Raw genomic sequence first — 17,337 nt, forward strand, 5'->3', positions numbered from 1 at the left:
TGTTGGGTCTTTTGGCTGCGCGGGCGTCCTCTCCACCCTTCGCCGAACCGTGGGCTCTGGCGACTCAAAACGCCCCGAACCCACCAGAGCTAACCTCTCAGCAGCCGGGTCAGCCGCAGGATCAGCAACCGATTCCGGCAGGATTCTCCAGACACGTCTCCGCAACACTATGACGTTCACTACGCCAAATACTCATCACATGCGGCTCCGAGGCAACCCTGGCCAAACCCGCGACCGGCAACCACTCCCCACCATCAACCGAATAATCCCCAGCGAACAAAGTATCCAACCCCACCAGATAATCCCCCGTCTCCGTAAACACATGACTCGTCGGCGTCTCCACATCGAACCCATCACCCGGCAAAGCCGACCCCGCGTCAGAGGTCACCAACGTCGACCCATCACCATAAGACCACTCATACGACACCGGCCACGCCCGCAACCGGATCTGCGCCTCCTGGAACACAAACGTGAACTCCTGCTCCCCGGCCACCGCAAACAAATTACTGTGAGCATTCCGCACCCCAAAATGATCCGGCTGCGAAAACACCCCCGCAGCAACAACCGGCTGACTCTCAAACTCAACCAACGAAATCACAATCGGAGCCTCCGCCAACAACCCCGCCGTCGGAGCCACCGGCGGCAACCCCGGATACAAACACCCACTACGACCCGTCGCCGTCCGAGTCGCCGGACTCACATTCCGATTCACCTCAATCCACTGCACCAACGCCCCACCCTCACGCTCATCACACTGAGCATTCAACTCCACGCAATACGCCGGATCCATATAATCCCGCGACCCAGCAAGACACACCCGCTCATACGTGTAATCAACCCCATCATCCGCAGGAAGAAGCGCGGGCTCCGCACCGGCACGTTGGCTCCCCTCAGAACCCCCAGATCCGCCACTCCCGTCTGTGACAGATTTCGTCTGATTGTCCGCAACGAAATTGCTGTCCCGGGCAGATACAGATGGCTTTTCGGTGGGGAATGCGGACTCCGTCGGGGCCCGGACTGTCATTACTAACGACAATGCGATAGTTGCAGCCGCTAGAAGAGATTTCATTGCAGATCATGTCCCTTCCGGACGCCCAAAATCCAGGAGAAACCAGGAATCGTCATCCCACACGGCGATCACGACGTCTAAAGATGGGTCTGACTGTTCAGGGTCGGATCCAAGTTGCGTTCCGTCAGAATCGAAATACAGAATCTCCGCTTGTTGATTCTCTACGAAGGAGTTGATTGATCCAGAGGTATTGATTTCAAAGTCGGAGGCAAATCGAAGCATTTGGATTTCTGCACCAGCGATCCATTGGCCTTGCTCGTATACCTCCTCCACGGAGGACCGGATCGCGACACAGGTATCGCATCCGGGGTCGGTCACCGCTTCGAACGGCTCCCAATCATTGGTGATGTACGCGTAGTTGAGGAGTTCGAACCAGTACTCGGTGAACGCCTCTAAACCTTCGACCGTGTTCTCATCCGCCAAAGCAGGTTTCTCCGGCACCGGGATGTTAGCCGCCGGACCGTCAGAAGAAGCGGCAGTCGGCTCAGGCGTGCCCGGTTCCGAGGGAGTGGGAGCCTCAGCGGGCGCCGACGAAGTGGCAGCAGGCGTCGGCACCGGCGTCGGCGTTGAAGTCGCCGGACTCGTCGGATCGATCGGCACGGAATCTCTCTGGCAACCGCTAACGAGGAAGCCAAGGAGGATGACCAGCGCGGCCGTCAAAGACCGCGAACGAAAGGTGCTGCGAGGCTGTGGCACTGTGACTCCCGGGAACAACGGGACGAGTCGAAGCAAATAGAAAACACCAGAATAACCGAATCCGAAGTTTTACAACCGGTTATCCACAACCCAAAACTGATCACCTTCACCCAGCACGACCCAGCCAGATCCCGAACCAGCCGGATACTAAACCAGCCGGATCCTGAACCAGCCAAAAAACCACCACCCCCACCGCCGAACAGCAAAACCTGGTGGGTTGGCGGATTCACGGGCCGTGGACCCACCAGAGCTCACTCTTCGGCGAAAGGGGTTGAGGTGTACTTCACCCTAGAACGGGGGTGGGGTTTCTGGGGTGGGGGGTGTTGGTGGTGGGTCGGAGGTGGTGAGGTAGGTTTCGCCGAGGGGTGAGATCGCGATGATTGTTCCGGGTTTGGGTTGGGTGTAGCGCCAGTAGTTCTTGGTTTTGAACATGTGGTGGCGTTTGCAGAAGCAGGCGAGGTTTCCGTAGCTGGTTTTCCCGCCCTGGGACCAGGGTGTGGTGTGGTCGAGTTCGCAGAACACGGCCAGCCTGTTGCATCCTGGGTGTCGGCAGGTCCGATCCCTGGCCCTGACCGCGTCCTGTAGATCTTTCGGGACCCGGTAGGTGGTCGCTTCCGCTCCCAGTCTGGCCCCGGTGTAGGGGTGGGTGAGGATCCTGGTGAACGATGGTGCGTGTCCGGCTAGTCGTCGGGCGGTCTCCGGGTCGATCGGACCGTATCCTTCGAGCTCACCGGGGGCATCCCCACCGAGGAGGGTCATCACCGGGACGGTGACGAAGACCTTCGCCTGAACACCCCAATACGCTTCACTATCCCGCGAAGCACCGTTCCCACGGATACCAGGGCCTGACCCGTTTCCGGCGTCCCCTCCAGCCTCAACCTTGGTGGCCGGTTCTGGTCCGACGGGTTCGGGGTTATCCATCAGGTGGCCGGTGGGCCCGGGACCGCTGGTGAGGACGTCGACGAGGACATCGGCTCTGAGTTGGGTGAGGGTCCTTGGTTCGTCGGGGCCCTGTAGGTGGCGGGCCGTGGTATCGATCCGGTGGAAAATCCCGGCCGCGTCCTCAACGGGCAAGAACGCCTGGAACCAGGCCATCCCGTCCCGGTCGGGATCAAGAAACACCCGGCGGTCCTGGACGGCTTTGCGGTGCCGGAGAGTGATCGATTCCGGGTGGAGCATTTCCCGTAACCGTTGGGCCTGGCTGGTGAACTTGCGCACCGTGGTCGTCGCCGCCATCGCGACGAGGGTGGACTCGAACGCTTCCAACACCGCGGGTATCGTGTCCGGGATGCTGATCGCTTCCCCGACGACCGCCCACGCGTGGCGCTTCGATAACCTGCCCTCCTCCAACGCCGCCAGGGTGGTCGGGAAGTCCCGGGTCAGCAAATCACTATGATCGATCAGGATCCCCGCGGTCACCTCCGGCACCAAGGTCGCGGCGGCGAGTTCCGCCGCGGCCAGGGCCCGGACCCGGCCCCCATCCGAAACAAAGGGATGCGCGTCCGCGATGAGGTCGTGAAGGTGGGTGACCGCTTTGGCTTCCTGCGCATCAACCCAGGAACGCAACCGTCCCAGATCCTTCAACACCCCCAGGGTTTGCCCCGGATCCAGGGCGGCCATCGCCGTGACCGCCACCCGGCCCGACAACACCGACGGTTCCCCAACGAGGTGTGTCTGGGCATCAGCATCACGACGACCGCCATCACGACCGCTACCACGGCTACCCGCCCCAGAACCGGGGGAAGCGCTCCCCGGCCAGGACTCCCGCGCCTCCACGGGAGGGGAAGCCCACACCGCGTCGACACCCAAGGGACCACCAGCGCCATAACCCCTAGACGTCCCACCAGAAGTTCCGCCCCGCGTCCCGTCCGAGGACCCGCTGGAAGCCCCCGCCGAGGTGTCCGCACCGGTATCCGCAGACCCGCTCGTCGAGCCGGATTCCGCGCCCGAACCGGGAAAGAATCCCGTTCCAGTAGAAGAAGCTGTCCTGCTTTTCATACCCCCATTCCATCATCGAGCACCGACATTTTAAGGGGGTAATCGGGACGCTCAAGAAATCTTTTTCCAAGTTTTTTGGGAACCGAGACTGGTCCCGTGTCCTAGATCAGCACCCTTCGCCGAAGAGCGAGACAAGGCGTGCCAGAGACGCCCCGACTCGCCATACGTCACTCTTCGGCGGAATTCGGGGCCCGTCTACTTCGGGCGAGCCCGGGTGCGGCTTAACCGCGGACTCAGCCTGGACAGATCCGCGGCTCCGACCAGCCCGGCGAAGGGACCCAAAGCTGCAGCTTCCACCCGGGCCGCGGGTCGAAATCCGCGACCGGTCAGGTTGCGGGCGAACGCCCGACGGGCAGGTTCGAGCAGCAGCTCGCCCGCAGCACCCAGTCCCCCGCCCACGACAAAGGTCCCCGGGTCCAGCGCAGCAGCCAGGTTGGCAAGCCCCAGCCCAAGCCACTGCCCGACGTCGTCGACCAGTTCCCGGCAGGCCGGATCGCCCTCCAGCGCCAGCTTGGTGACGACGGCACCGGTGATGGCCTGCGGATCGCCGTAGACCTCCCGCAGCAGCGCCTGAGCCACCGGGGAGTTGGCGGTAGCGAGCTCCCGCGCTTCCCGCCCCAACGCGTTGCCCGACGCGTACTGCTCCCAGCACCCCCGGTTTCCGCATTCACAACGATGCCCCTGCGGCACGATGATCTGGTGCCCAAACTCCCCCGCCACCCCAAAGCGTCCACGTTCCAGGGCACCGTCCATGATCATTGCGCCGCCGATCCCCGTCCCCAGGGTGACGCACACCAGCCGACTCTCACCCTGACCCGCGCCAAACCGCCATTCGGCCCAGGCCGCAGCATCGGCGTCGTTCACCACGGTGACCCGGCGCCGCAGGATCCGCTCCAGGTTGTGGCGCAGGGGTTCGTTGCGCCAGGCGAGGTGGGGGCTGAACAGCACCGTCCCGTTGGTCAGGTCCATCCAGCCCGCGGCACCGATACCCACGGATCTGATCCGGTACCCGGCAGACAATTCGGTCACCAGTTCGGCGATGATCGCTTCCACATGGCGAGGATCGTGGCCGGGGGTGTCCCGCCGCGCCTCCGCCAGAATGTTGCCGCGGATGTCGACGACGCCGGCCGCCACCTTGGTGCCGCCAATGTCGATCCCGATGGCGAGGCCCCGCCGCAGGAAGGTGGGCGAGTCCGACGACCCGGCGGTGAGACCGCCGGGCCGACGTAGTGCCCCTGGACCCGCGCCCCCTGGAACCCTCAACTGGCCGCGCAGCCGCGGCTGTGCCGCGGCGTCCGTCTGCCTGATCATGGAAAGTCCTCGTCCCTGGGCCAGCGCTAGGTGTTGTGTGACCGTTACCGATTCGTACATTACTGGACAGTATTAACAGTCACCGAACCTATAGGCTAGTGAAATCCCGCAGGTTTTGGAGATATCAAAGGAGATAGTCGTGCGCGAATACAGCGTCCCCGTTCTGGTGGACACCCCCCGTGACAGCAATATCACGGAGTTGGTTGTCAAGCAGGCCGCCAAGGCCTCCAACCCCGCGTTGTTTTCCAAGAAGGACAGCGCCGGGGAGTGGCAGAATATTAGGGCAACTGAATTCCTCGCTGACGTCCAACTCCTTGCCAAGGGCCTGATGGCCAACGGTGTCCAGGCTGGCGACCGCGTAGCCATCATGGCACGCACCCGGTATGAGTGGTCTCTGGTGGACTTCGCCATCTGGTTTGCCGGCGCCATCTCGGTTCCCGTCTATGAAACGTCGTCACCGTCGCAGGTCGGCTGGATCCTTGAGGATTCGGGCGCTGTGGCCGCCTTCGTCGAGTCCTCCCGCCACGAGAATGTGGTGCGCCAAGCCTCAGCCGCAGCGAATATCCCCGGCGTCCAGCATGTGTGGCAGCTCGACAACAATGGCCTCGACCCACTGCGCAGTGCGGGCAGCGACATCGATAACCAGGCACTCGAGGCCCGCCGCGTGCTGGCCGGCCTTGACGACATCGCCACCATCATCTACACCTCGGGCACTACCGGCAAGCCGAAGGGTTGCGAACTGACCCATGGGAACTTTGTTGACCTGTCAGTGAACGCCGCGGCAGCATTGCCGGAGGTAGCCCATGAGGGCGCTCAAACCATCATGTTCCTGCCCCTGGCGCATGTGTTCGCCCGGTTCATCTCCGTGCTGTGCGTCGCGTCGGGTGCAACCGTCGCCCACACCCCCGATGTCAAGAACCTGCTCCCCGATCTTCAGAGTTACAAGCCGTCCTTCATCCTCGCCGTTCCCCGCGTCTTCGAGAAGGTCTACAACAATTCGATGCTCAAGGCCGAGGACGGCGGCAAGGGCAAGATCTTCCACGCCGGCGCCAAGGTGGCCATCGAATGGTCCAAGGCCGATCAGGCGGGCAAGGTCCCGCTGATGCTCAAGGTCAAACACGCCGTCTTCGACCGGATCCTGTTCAGCAAGATCCGCGACGCCATGGGCGGCCGGGTGGAGCACGCGGTCTCCGGCGGCGCTCCACTGGGCGACCGGTTGGGACACTTCTTCCACGGCATTGGCCTGATGGTCCTCGAGGGCTACGGCCTCACCGAGACCACAGCACCCATCACCGTCAGCACTCCGAAGAAGATCAAGATCGGCACCGTGGGCGCACCGCTCCCCGGCAATGCTGTGAAGATTGCCGACGACGGCGAAATCCTCGCGAAGGGCGTGTGCGTGATGCGCGGCTACTACAAGCGCGACGACCTGACCGAAGAAGCTTTTGTTGACGGCTGGTTCCGCACCGGTGACATCGGCGAACTGGATGCCGACGGCTTCCTCAAGATCACCGGCCGCAAGAAGGAGATCATCGTCACGGCGGGCGGCAAGAACGTCATCCCAGCGCAGCTGGAAGACACCATCCGCTCCAACGCACTGGTATCCCAGTGTGTTGTGGTCGGCGACCACCGTGCGTTCATCTCCGCCCTGATCACCCTCGACGAGGAAGCCCTGCCGGGCTGGTTGGAGCGCCACCAGCTTCCCAAGGACACCACCATGGCGCAGGCCGCCGAGCACCCACTGGTCACCGCCGCGGTGCAGGAGCTGGTGGATCAGGCCAACGCCAACGTCTCACAGGCAGAGTCGATCAAGGCGTTCCGCATCGTGGCAACCGACTTCACCGAGACCAGCGGGCACCTGACGCCGTCACTGAAGATCAAGCGCGCCCAGGTGCTGAAGGACTACTCGACAGTGGTCGAGGGGATCTACTCGGCGCCGCGCACCTAACCCCACCGGGTGGTGGGGGGCTGGCTACCCGGCCTTCAGGGACAGTAACGCGTTTTCGATTACTTCCGTAAGGGCCGGGTGGATCCAGTACTGGCCACTGGCCATGCTTTGGGCATCCAGCCCGAAGGACATCGCCTGAATCACCGGCTGGATGATCATTGACGCCTCGTGGCCCATGATGTGGGCGCCGAGGATCAGACCGGTCCGCCGGTCTGCGATCAGCTTCACAAAACCGGTGGTGTCTTCCATCGCCCAGCCAAAGGCAGTCGACCCATACTGCTGCACAACCACAGCGACTTCGAAGCCTTCAGCCTCCGCCTTGGCCAACGCTTCGCTCTCGGTCAGGCCGACGACGGCGACCTGTGGGTGGGTGAACACGGCGGCGGGAACGAACCGGTGGTCACTGCTGCGAAGGTCCTCCGGGTGAGTCAGGTTATGCGAGACGATCCGCGCCTCATGGTTGGCAACGTGCTTGAGCTGGAACTTGTTGCTGACGTCGCCGAGCGCCCACACCCCATCAACCGGCGCACCGTCGCGGAGCACCCGCTGCTGCGCGTCGACGACCAGGCGCCCGTCGGCTTCAAGATCGAGCCCGACGGCGGCGGCATCCAGCCGGTCAGTGTTGGGCACCCTGCCTGCGGCCACCAGGACGACGTCGACGTCGAGCTCCCGTGCACTGTCCCCCGCAAGGACCGCGTGGACCGAGCCGTCGTCGTTGGCAGTCAAGGAGGCGACCGTGTGGTCGAGGACCACATCCCACTGGCGGACCGCTTCCGCGGTGAACGCCGCTGAGACGGTGTCATCGAGGGTTCGCAGCAACTGGCCTGACCGGTTGACCACGGTGACGGCCGATCCGAAGGCGCCAAAAATGTGGGCGAACTCGGCGGCAATGTACCCGCCGCCGATAATCAGGATCCGGCCGGGCAGCTCGTCCAGGCGCATGATGGTGTCCGAAGTGTGAACCTGGGGCAGGGTGATGCCTGGAATGTCAGGCAACATAGCCCGCGACCCGGCGGCAATGACCACCTGATCCGCGTGAATTTCTTCGCCGGCCCCGGTCACCAACGATCTGTCGCCCGTGAACCGGACGTAATCCTCGTAGAGGGCGACGTTCTCCAGCTCGTCGGCCCGGTACCGCCTGCCGTCCCACGAGATCGCATCGATGCGGGAGAAGATCCGGTCCCGGATGGTGCGCCACCTGACACCACGCAGCTCAAGGTCGACGCCGAGCGCTCCGGCCTCCTTGGCTCCGGTGGCAAGCTCGGCGGGGAAGACGAACATTTTGGTCGGGATGCAACCAACGTTGAGGCAGGTTCCGCCGAAGACGCCACCGTCGATCAGCGCCACCTTCCGGCCATCCCAGTCGGGGGTGATCAGGCTGTTCCCCGATCCGGAGCCGATGATCGCCAGGTCGTAGTGGGTCACTGCAGCTCGTCGACCACTAGGGCCGCCAACTCGATGACTGCATCGCGGGTGGCGGGCTTGAGCCGGGCCAGGTCGACCCGGGAACCTTCAGCCAGGTGACGGTCGTAGGGAATTCTCACGACAGTGCTGACCCGCGACCGGAAATGCTCCTCGATCTCGGCAACGTTGACCTGCGTGCCGTTGCCCGAGGACAGGTTGATCACCACGATGGCGTTGGCCACCAGATCATGCCTCCCGTGCGCTTCCAGCCAGGACAGTGTCTCGGACGCGAGCCGCGCCTCGTCGACGCTGCCCCCGGAAACCAGCACGACGGCGTCGGCCTTCTCCAGTGTTCCCTTCATCACCGAGTGCACCATACCGGTGCCCGAATCGGTGAGGACAATCGAGTAGTACCGGCTCAGGATGTCTGTGACCGCACGGTAGTCCGAGTCGTCGAATGCCTGGGCGACGGCCGGATCGGTATCGGACGCCAGCACATGAAGCCGTGACCCCTCGCGGGCCACGTAGCTGGAAAGCTGGGCGAAGGAATCCACCATGAACCGGTTCTGGACCAGCTGGCGGGCCGTGAAGTCTGCCTTGCCAGGCGAGCGGTCGGAGAGGGTCCCCCGGTCCGGATTGGCATCCATGGCGATGATGCGGTCTTCGCGCATGTCAGCCAGAGTCATGCCGAGCAGGGTGGTAACGGTGGTCTTCCCCACGCCGCCCTTCCTTGACAGCACGGGGACGAAGCGGGTGCGCTCCCCCAGCCGCGCTGCAATGCGGTGCTCCAGCGCGCGACGGATGCGCACGGCGTCCGAGTCACCCACGTTGACGTAGCCGAAGGTGAGGGTGTGAAGGAGCCGGCGCCACCCGTCGACGGGTGGCCGTTTCGTGACTTCGAGGAGCCGGTCAGCGGTCAGGGAGGAAGCCGTCTCCGGGCCCGCTTCCCTCTGCCGACGGGCGCTGCGAGCTTCAGCGGTCTCTGTCGCAGGCCTGTCCCCAGCGGGCGCCGAGTTGGCTGTGGGATGTGAGGTGGACTTTGCCGACGGGAACCAGCCGCCAAGGTCCGACGCCGCTTCCGGAGCCTCCGCCGGGGCAGGGTTGGCGGCGGGAGGACTGGGCGCGGACGTTGAAGGAACCGCGGCCACCGAGGGTGCCACCGCCGGAGTCTCACCGGTGCCGAGCGACCACGCCGCAGCGTAATCGACCGACGATCCGGTCAGCGCACCGTGATCGCGCCCCGGCTCCCCCGCGCTAGGTGCGCTAGGAGAACTGGGTGCCCCGGGTGCCGGGTCAACCGCAGTAGACGACGCATCAGCAGTCTCGCCGGCGTCGTCGCGCACATCAGTCCCCGGAGCGTCATCCTCCGGCGCGTCACCCTCGGGCGCTTCGGAGGGCGCATCGACTGACGTGTCGGTGTCTGACGTAGCGTTGTCTGGTCCGGCGGACGGGCCGGTACCGGACGGATCTTGCGGGGCCATAGTTCCTCACAGGTTCAGCGGGGCGCACCTGAGGCGCCGTGGTCTCCAGCCAAACACTAGCGCACCGGGCCCCGCGGCAGGGTAATGACCTACGAGGTTTTGATCACCAACAGCAGGTCCCCACCCTGCACCTGGGACACGGCGTCGACGGCGATCCGCTGAACCGTGCCAGCAACCGGCGAGGTGATCCCCGCTTCCATCTTCATGGCCTCGATGGTGGCGATGGTGCCGCCCTGCTCGACCGTGTCGCCCTCGGCCACCGTGACGGTGACAGCACCGGCGAACGGTGCTGCGATGTGGCCCGGCGTCGCCTTGTCTGCCTTTTCAGCGGCTTTGACGTCGCTGTGGATACTGCGGTCGCGCACGACGACGGGACGCATCTGCCCGTTCAGCGTGCACATCACCGTGCGCATCCCCTTCTCATCCGGTTCGGACACAGCGCTGAGCGTGGCGATGAGGCGAACACCCTTTTCGAGGGGGATGACGTGCTCGCTGCCCTGCTGCAGGCCGTACAGGTAGTCGCGGGTGTCCAGGACTGACACGTCTCCGTAGGTTTCCCGGGTAGCCAGGAAATCCTTGGTGGGGCCGGCGAAGAGCAGACGGTTCAGGGTGGCCCGGCGCAGCGCGGAGTCACCGGTGAGTGCTTCCTGATCCTGGGCGCTGAGCTCGGTGTCGCGGACCTTGACGTCGCGGCCCTGCAGCGCCTTGGTGCGGAAGGGCTCGGGCCAACCACCGGGAGGGTCACCCAGTTCGCCGCTGAGGAAGCCGATCACCGAGTCGGGGATGTCGTAGTTCTGCGGGTTCTCCTCGAAGTCCTGGGGATCCACGTTGGTGCCCACGAGCTGCAGGGCAAGATCACCCACTACCTTCGACGACGGCGTGACCTTGACCAGGCGCCCGAGGATCCGGTCGGCGGCCGTATACATGTCCTCGATGGCTTCGAACCGTTCACCGAGGCCCAGGGCGATGGCCTGCTGGCGCAGGTTGGAGAGCTGCCCGCCCGGAATTTCGTGGCGGTACACGCGCCCGGTGGGCCCGGGCAGCCCGGATTCGAAGGGAGCATAAACCCGGCGGACTGCTTCCCAGTAGGGTTCCAGCGAGCAGACAGCCGCGAGAGAAATCCCGGTATCCCGTTCGGTGTTCGCCAGGGCAGCGACCAGTGCCGACGCGGACGGCTGGCTGGTGGTGCCGGCCAGGGAGGCGCTGGCGACGTCGACGGCGTCCACCCCCACGTTCACGGCGGCGAGCAGGGTGGCCAGCTGGCCACCGGCGGTGTCATGGGTGTGGAGGTGGACCGGCAGGCCGAACCGTTCCCGCAGTGCGGTGACCAGCTGGGCCGCGGCCGCTGGCCTCAGCAGCCCCGCCATATCCTTGATCGCGAGGATGTGGGCGCCGGCGTCGACCATCCGCTGCGCCAGCTCCAGGTAGTACTCGAGCGTGTACAGCTTCTCTTCGGGGTCCAGCATGTTCGAGGTATAGCAGAGCGCCACCTCGGCGACGGCGGTGCCGGTGGCCCGGACCGCGCGGATGGCTGGTTCCATCTGGGAGACGTCGTTGAGGGCGTCGAAGATCCTGAAAATGTCGATCCCGGTCTCGGCAGCCTCCTTCACGAAGGCTGCGGTCACCTCTTCCGGGTACGGGGTGTAGCCGACCGTGTTGCGGCCACGCAGGAGCATCTGGAGGCAGATGTTCGGCAGTTCCTTGCGGAGGGCGGCGAGCCGCTCCCAGGGTTCTTCTCCGAGGAACCGGAGAGCGACGTCGTAGGTGGCACCGCCCCACGCTTCCACCGAGAGCAGCTGGGGGGTTGCGCGGGAGACGGCGCCGCCCGCAGCGACCAGGTCCCGGGTCCTGACCCGCGTGGCGAGCAGGGACTGATGCGCGTCCCGGAAGGTGGTGTCGGTGACGGCGACGGCGGTCTGGGCGCGGAGCTCTGCGGCGAACTTCTCGGGACCCAGTTCCTGGAGCCGCTGACGGGATCCGGGGCCGGGGGCGGGCTCACCCTCGGCGGGTTCGGGCAGCTTGTCGGCCGGATCAATCTCCACGAGGCGCTCCCCGTGAGGCTTGTTCACTGTGACGTCGGCGAGCCAGGTGAGGAGTTTGGTACCGCGGTCGGCGGAGACCCGTGCGGTGAGGAGTTCGGGCCGTTCGTCGATGAAGTTGGTCGCCACATTGCCGGCGATGAAGTCCGGGTCGTCGAGGACGGCCTGCAGGAAGGAGATGTTGGTGGACACGCCGCGGACTCTGAACTCCGCCAGGGCGCGGCGGGCGCGGGTGACTGCTGATTTGTGGTCGCGGCCGCGGCAGGTCAGTTTCACCAGCATCGAGTCGAAGTGCGGGCTGATTTCTGCGCCCGCGTAGACGGTGCCGCCGTCGAGCCGCACCCCGGCCCCGCCAGCGGACCGGTACGCGGTGATCTGCCCGACGTCGGGCCGGAAGCCGTTGGCCGGATCCTCGGTGGTGATGCGGCTCTGCAGGGCGGCGCCCCTGACCTGGACGGTGTCCTGGCTCAGGCCGAGATCGGCGAGGGTCTCCCCCGCGGCAATGCGCAGCTGGGCCTGGACCAGGTCGACGTCGGTAATCTCCTCGGTGACCGTGTGCTCCACCTGGATCCGTGGGTTCATTTCGATGAAGACGTGCTGGCCTGCCCGCTCTCCCACGGTGTCGACGAGGAACTCGACGGTGCCCGCGTTGACGTAGCCCAGCGCGGTGGCGAAAGCGACAGCGTCCCGGTGCAGCGCCTGCCGGATGTCCTCGTCCAGGTTCGGTGCGGGGGCAATCTCAATGACCTTCTGGTGGCGGCGTTGAATAGAGCAGTCACGCTCGAACAGGTGCATCACGTTGCCCTGCGCGTCGGCGAGGATCTGCACCTCTATGTGGCGGGGACGGAGCACCGCCTGTTCGAGGAACATGGTCGGATCGCCGAACGCTGAATCGGCTTCCCGCATGGCAGCTTCGAGTGCCTCTGGGAGGGCTTCGCGCTTGTCGACGCGTCGCATACCGCGCCCGCCGCCACCGGCCACCGCCTTTGCAAAAATAGGGAAGCCAATCTCATCAGCAGCGGCGATCAGCTCATCGACATCGGAGCTGGGCTGGGAGGACTTCAGCACCGGGATGCCGGCCTTGCGGGCGGCCTCCAGCGCGTGGACCTTGTTACCGGCGAGTTCGAGCACATCGGCGGGCGGACCCACGAAGGTGATGCCTGCCTCTTCGGCGGCACGGGCGAGCCCTGGGTTTTCTGAGAGGAAACCGTAGCCTGGGTAAATGGCGTCACAGCCAGCTTCCTTGGCGACCCGGACAATTTCCTGGACGTCAAGGTAAGCGCGGACTGGGTGGCCTTCCTCACCGATCAGATAGGCCTCGTCGGCCTTCTGCCGGTGAATCGAGTTGCGGTCCTCGTAGGGGAACACCGCAACCGTCTTGGCTCCCACCTCGAAGCCTGCCCGGAAGGCGCGAATGGCGATCTCGCCACGGTTTGCTACCAGAATTTTCGAAAACATCGCTCTCCTGCGTCCGTGCATCTCACCACTGGGTAGGGGGTCCGTGTCCTGCGTCACGGCAATTCTCACCCTACCGCGCTGTGACGCCCACCTCTTAACACTTCTCAGCATCTGAAGCCGGCCGGACCCGTGCCTGACCTTGCAACGGGTCCCGCTCAACTATGATGGAGGGTAGGTCAGCCGCCGTCGTAGCGGCACCGACCAGATCCAGACGCAAAGGGGCCGCCCGCAGATGGCTGCAGCCCGGGATCCCCGCTGGCGCGACCTCCGGCAGCCGCGTACACGAGATGTTAGGTATTGGTTTAAGAAGTGCAAGTAGTGAGCATCAGCAGCCTCAAAGGCGGTGTCGGCAAGACGTCCGTGACTCTCGGACTTGCTTCCGCAGCACTAGCCGCTGGAATTCCGACCCTGGTGGTCGATTTGGACCCGCACGCTGATGCCACCACCGGATTGGGCGTCAGGTCCGCGGATCAGCTTGATATCGGCCGGTTGCTGAAGATTGCGCGCCGCGGCGATCTGGGGGCGAATGTCATGCCCAGCGGTTGGGTGGCTTCAGCGCTGAGGCAGAACCCGCCATCGTCTGGGAAGAAGCCCATTCTCGACGTCGCCGTTGGCTCTGCCTATTCCGGCATTTATGACCGGCCAGACCTGGGACGGCGTAACCTGCGACGGCTCGCCACCCTGTTGTCCCGCCTTGAGGGCTATGGGTTGGTTCTGATTGACTGTCCGCCGTCGCTCAATGGCCTCACGCGGATGGCCTGGACGGCGAGTAACCGGGTGCTGCTGGTCGCGGAGCCGGGCCTGTTCTCGGTGGCTGGCACCGAGCGGACCATGCGCGCCATTGAACTGTTCAAGCGCGAGTTCGCGCCGAATCTGTCGACGGCTGGGATTGTTGCCAACCGGGTGCGCCCAGGCTCGAACGAGCACACCTTCCGACTGGCTGAAATGCGCCAAATGTTCGGAGACCTGTTGCTGAGTCCCACGATCACTGAGCAGGCGAACTGGCAGCAGATCCAGGGCGCCGCACACTCGGTGCATCATTGGCCAGGAGAATCGGCGCGTAACGCGGCCGGTTATTTTGACGAGTTGCTGAAGAACCTGTTGGATTCCGGCCGGATGAGAAGCCGCGTCGCCCGTCGGGCTTGAGAGGGCCTGATTGATGAGTGCCGGCTGGAACAGACCTGGTGAGTCGCTGTTGACCGATGCCGGCTGGAAGAAACCTGGTAAGTCAGTCTTGGCTGATCAGTGCTGGCTGAGCCAGGCTTGGCTGAATCAAGCCTGGTAAACCAACCCCTCGTGGGTCAGTCTTAGCTGATCTTGCGGGTGGCCCGACGCTTGCTGAGTTCGTCGTCAGGGAAGTCCTGGTCAGCTGCATGCTCGCTGGGAAGGGCCGCAAGGCTACCTTCCACTTCACGCCACACCTTGCCAACGGCAATGCCGAAGACGCCCTGACCGCCCTGGACCAGGTCAATGACTTCCTCCGCGGAGGTGCACTCGTAAACGCTGGCGCCGTCGCTCATCAGGGTGATCTGCGCGAGGTCCTCGACGCCACGTTCCCGAAGGTGTTCGATGGCGGCGCGGATCTGCTGCAGGGAAACTCCTGTGTCGAGCAGTCGTTTGACGACCTTCAGGACCAGAATGTCGCGGAAACCGTAGAGCCGCTGGGTGCCTGAGCCTGAGGCTCCGCGGACGGCTGGCTCCACCAGGCCGGTGCGGGCCCAGTAATCGAGTTGGCGGTAAGTGATTCCGGCTGCCTTGCAGGCGGTAGGGCCGCGATAGCCGGCGTCCTCATCGAGAACGGGGAGGTCTTCGGTGAACAGGAGGCCCTGCGCACTGGCCGGGATACCGGACCCGGACGCAACTGCGCTGGAACCCGTACCGGCGTCGCCTTTGGGACTCACGTGCTGCCTCCTCGTTCTGATGACCGTGGGAAAACTGATGATCGTGGAAAAACTTGAACGGTAGGCACTAGGCACACACCAGGATTCTCAGGGTTTGCTCTCAATTCTGCCTTGAGTTCATGGGTTGTGCAATGGAACCGTATGCTTCGACGTTAGATCGCCGGGCACCCCAGGTCAAAGATGTGGGCCTTTAAGAGTTGGCGTGTCGGCCCTCTTAGCGCTCGAAATCCTCGGGTTCGACGTCGGCGAGGAACTCCCGGAACTGGCGCAGCTCACGTTCGGCGTTCACCGGCGGTGCGGCGGGGGTTTCGTCGTCGTCGTCCTCGACTGCCTCGGTGATCTCGACCCCTGCCTCATCCATCACAGACACAGCACAGTAGATGGGGCACGGGACGCGGAGGGCGACGGCGATCGCGTCGGAGGCGCGCGAGCTCACTGAGGTGCCGTCATCAAACACCAGCTCGGCGTGGAAGACCGTGTCTTCGACGGAGATCAGCCGGACCTGGCTTACCTCGCGGCCTAGCGCGCTGACCACGCTCACCAGGAGATCGTGGGTCATGGGCCGGGGCGGCACGATCCCCTGCTGTACGAATGCAATGGCACTGGCTTCCGGGGCGCCGATCCAGATCGGTATGTGGCGTTCACCCTTGGTTTCCTTCAGGAGGACCAGCGGCTGGTTGGAGGGCAGTTCAATCCGAACGCCGACAACTTCTACTTCAAGCATTGCGGGCCACCTCAGCTATCCATGCGGGAAATATGGCCCTGTACCAGCGCGGTGTGCAGGTTCAGGCACAGCTCACTGATTTCGCGGGCCATTTCAGCGGCGCGCGCCTTGGAGGCGACGTCCCGCCGGGAGGCGACCGGTGCGACGACCCGTTCGACGAGACCCAGTTCGCGGTCGGCCGCGGCACGGAACGGGCGCAGATGGCGGGGTTCAATCCCGTGCCCTTCCAGCAGCACGCAGGCCCGGGTGATCCGGAGTGCATGCTCATCGAATCGGCCATCGACGGGTGCGATCAATCCGAACCCCACCAGATCAAGCACCAGGGCGTGCCTGGCACCGGCTTCGGCGGTCAGTGTCTCGAGCGTCAGCGAGCGGGTGTAGGAGTGCAGGTCCCGCGACATCTGGTCGGAGACCATCCGTGGGGACAGTGTCATGCCGCCCGGCAGGGACTCGGGCTTCTCGCCGCGGTCGATGGCGTCGACGTAATCCTTGATGACCTTCAACGGCAGGTACTGGTCCCGTTGAAGCGCCAGGACAAACCGGAGGCGTTCCACATCGTGGGGTGCGTACTTCCGGTAGCCTGCGCGGGTCCGCTGAGGTGAGATCAGTCCTTTTTCCTCAAGGAACCGGATTTTGGACGCGGTGATCTGCGGGAAGTCCCCGGACAGTTCAGTGAGGACCTCGCCAATGTTGAGCACATTGCCGTGGACGCGCTCGGGAGCGATTCCTACGGTGCGCCGCGCTGACTGGGGTGAGGGCATGCAGCGGGACCTATTCCTGTCCGAGAGGCTGAACTGGTGACTGCTGCTGCCCGGCGTTTTGGGCGGTGTAGAAGGTCAGACGGAACTTACCGATCTGAATCTCGTTGCCGTTGCGCAGCGCAACACTGTCCACCCGGTCATTGTTGACATAGGTGCCGTTCAGGCTGCGGGTATCCATCACCGTGAACCCCGCGTCGGTGCGCTCAAACTGGGCGTGCTTGCGGGATACCGTGACGTCGTCGAGGAAGATGTCCGCGTTGGGATGGCGTCCCGCAGTGGTCACATCCTGGTCAAGGAGGAAACGGGCGCCGGAGTTGGGGCCGCTATGGGCGACCAGCAGGGCTGAGGTGCTGGGAAGTGCGGTGACCGCTGCCTGCTCTTCGGGGGAAAGCTTTGGATCCACCGCGGAGGGCGCCAGCGCTGGGATGCCAATCGTGGTGGTCTCGGGCGACGGCGCCTGATTCTCTGTTCCGCCATACGTGGCCGCGTTTTCGTTGCCAACCATGGTGTTCCTCCCCAAAATATGTGGCCAACCAGTCGAGAGACC

General features: G+C 64.4%; 14 protein-coding genes. 2 read left to right on the forward strand and 12 right to left on the reverse strand.

All coding sequences use genetic code 11. The features are described from left to right. Positions 1–121: 121 nt before the first annotated feature. From IWX62_RS13530 to IWX62_RS13550, 5 genes are all read right to left on the reverse strand, one after another. Complete coding sequence (locus IWX62_RS13530; RefSeq protein ID WP_196841938.1) at positions 122–598, reverse strand: hypothetical protein; 477 nt, start codon at positions 596–598, stop codon at positions 122–124. Positions 599–1,075: 477 nt separating this feature from the next. Further along, entirely contained in the window at positions 1,076–1,669 is a 594-nt protein-coding gene (locus tag IWX62_RS13535) for a DUF6318 family protein (RefSeq protein WP_196841939.1), read from the reverse strand. Between the two features lie 384 nt (positions 1,670–2,053). Then, positions 2,054–3,415 (reverse strand): HNH endonuclease signature motif containing protein, encoded by a 1,362-nt coding sequence (locus tag IWX62_RS13540; protein ID WP_333483430.1) that lies wholly within the window; start codon positions 3,413–3,415, stop codon positions 2,054–2,056. Positions 3,416–3,596: 181 nt separating this feature from the next. Beyond that, a complete protein-coding gene (locus tag IWX62_RS13545; protein WP_196841940.1) occupies positions 3,597–3,779 on the reverse strand; it encodes a hypothetical protein in 183 nt (60 codons plus the stop codon). A 179-nt stretch (positions 3,780–3,958) separates the two neighbouring features. After that, complete coding sequence (locus tag IWX62_RS13550) at positions 3,959–5,074, reverse strand: ROK family glucokinase (protein ID WP_196841941.1); 1,116 nt, start codon at positions 5,072–5,074, stop codon at positions 3,959–3,961. Positions 5,075–5,213: 139 nt separating this feature from the next. On the opposite strand from IWX62_RS13550, the gene IWX62_RS13555 reads away from it, so the two are divergent. Further along, complete coding sequence (locus IWX62_RS13555) at positions 5,214–7,022, forward strand: AMP-dependent synthetase/ligase (protein ID WP_196841942.1); 1,809 nt, start codon at positions 5,214–5,216, stop codon at positions 7,020–7,022. Positions 7,023–7,046: 24 nt separating this feature from the next. Here the strand turns inward: IWX62_RS13555 and IWX62_RS13560 are convergent, their stop codons facing one another. From IWX62_RS13560 to IWX62_RS13570, 3 genes are all read right to left on the reverse strand, one after another. Next, positions 7,047–8,447 carry a mycothione reductase gene (locus IWX62_RS13560; RefSeq protein WP_196841943.1) on the reverse strand — a complete coding sequence of 467 codons (1,401 nt, stop codon included), beginning with the start codon at positions 8,445–8,447 and terminating at the stop codon, positions 7,047–7,049. Further along, positions 8,444–9,907, reverse strand: coding sequence for a MinD/ParA family ATP-binding protein (locus IWX62_RS13565; RefSeq protein ID WP_196841944.1), 1,464 nt, complete (start codon positions 9,905–9,907; stop codon positions 8,444–8,446). The genes IWX62_RS13560 and IWX62_RS13565 overlap by 4 nt, the downstream gene beginning before the upstream one ends. Before the next feature lie 89 nt (positions 9,908–9,996). Continuing rightward, complete coding sequence (locus IWX62_RS13570) at positions 9,997–13,404, reverse strand: pyruvate carboxylase (RefSeq protein WP_196841945.1); 3,408 nt, start codon at positions 13,402–13,404, stop codon at positions 9,997–9,999. A 309-nt stretch (positions 13,405–13,713) separates the two neighbouring features. Between IWX62_RS13570 and IWX62_RS13575 the strand changes: the two genes are divergently transcribed. Beyond that, on the forward strand, positions 13,714–14,550 hold the full coding sequence (locus IWX62_RS13575; RefSeq protein ID WP_196841946.1) for a ParA family protein: 837 nt from the start codon (positions 13,714–13,716) through the stop codon (positions 14,548–14,550). A gap of 161 nt (positions 14,551–14,711) precedes the next feature. On the opposite strand, the gene IWX62_RS13580 is transcribed toward IWX62_RS13575, so the two are convergent. From IWX62_RS13580 to IWX62_RS13595, 4 genes are all read right to left on the reverse strand, one after another. Further along, positions 14,712–15,305: a MerR family transcriptional regulator gene (locus IWX62_RS13580; RefSeq protein WP_196841947.1), complete on the reverse strand. Its 594-nt coding sequence runs from the start codon at positions 15,303–15,305 to the stop codon at positions 14,712–14,714. A 214-nt stretch (positions 15,306–15,519) separates the two neighbouring features. After that, the gene (locus tag IWX62_RS13585) at positions 15,520–16,029 is read right to left on the reverse strand and encodes a bifunctional nuclease family protein (protein ID WP_196841948.1); all 510 of its coding nucleotides are present in this window, start codon (positions 16,027–16,029) and stop codon (positions 15,520–15,522) included. Between the two features lie 11 nt (positions 16,030–16,040). After that, positions 16,041–16,790, reverse strand: coding sequence for a transcriptional regulator FtsR (gene ftsR, locus IWX62_RS13590; protein ID WP_333483431.1), 750 nt, complete (start codon positions 16,788–16,790; stop codon positions 16,041–16,043). A 10-nt stretch (positions 16,791–16,800) separates the two neighbouring features. Continuing rightward, on the reverse strand, positions 16,801–17,295 hold the full coding sequence (locus IWX62_RS13595) for an FHA domain-containing protein (RefSeq protein ID WP_196841949.1): 495 nt from the start codon (positions 17,293–17,295) through the stop codon (positions 16,801–16,803). Positions 17,296–17,337: the final 42 nt, after the last annotated feature.

It is taken from the genome of Arthrobacter sp. CAN_A1 (genome assembly GCF_015751665.1).
In the GTDB taxonomy this organism is placed as follows: Bacteria; Actinomycetota; Actinomycetes; order Actinomycetales; family Micrococcaceae; genus Arthrobacter_D.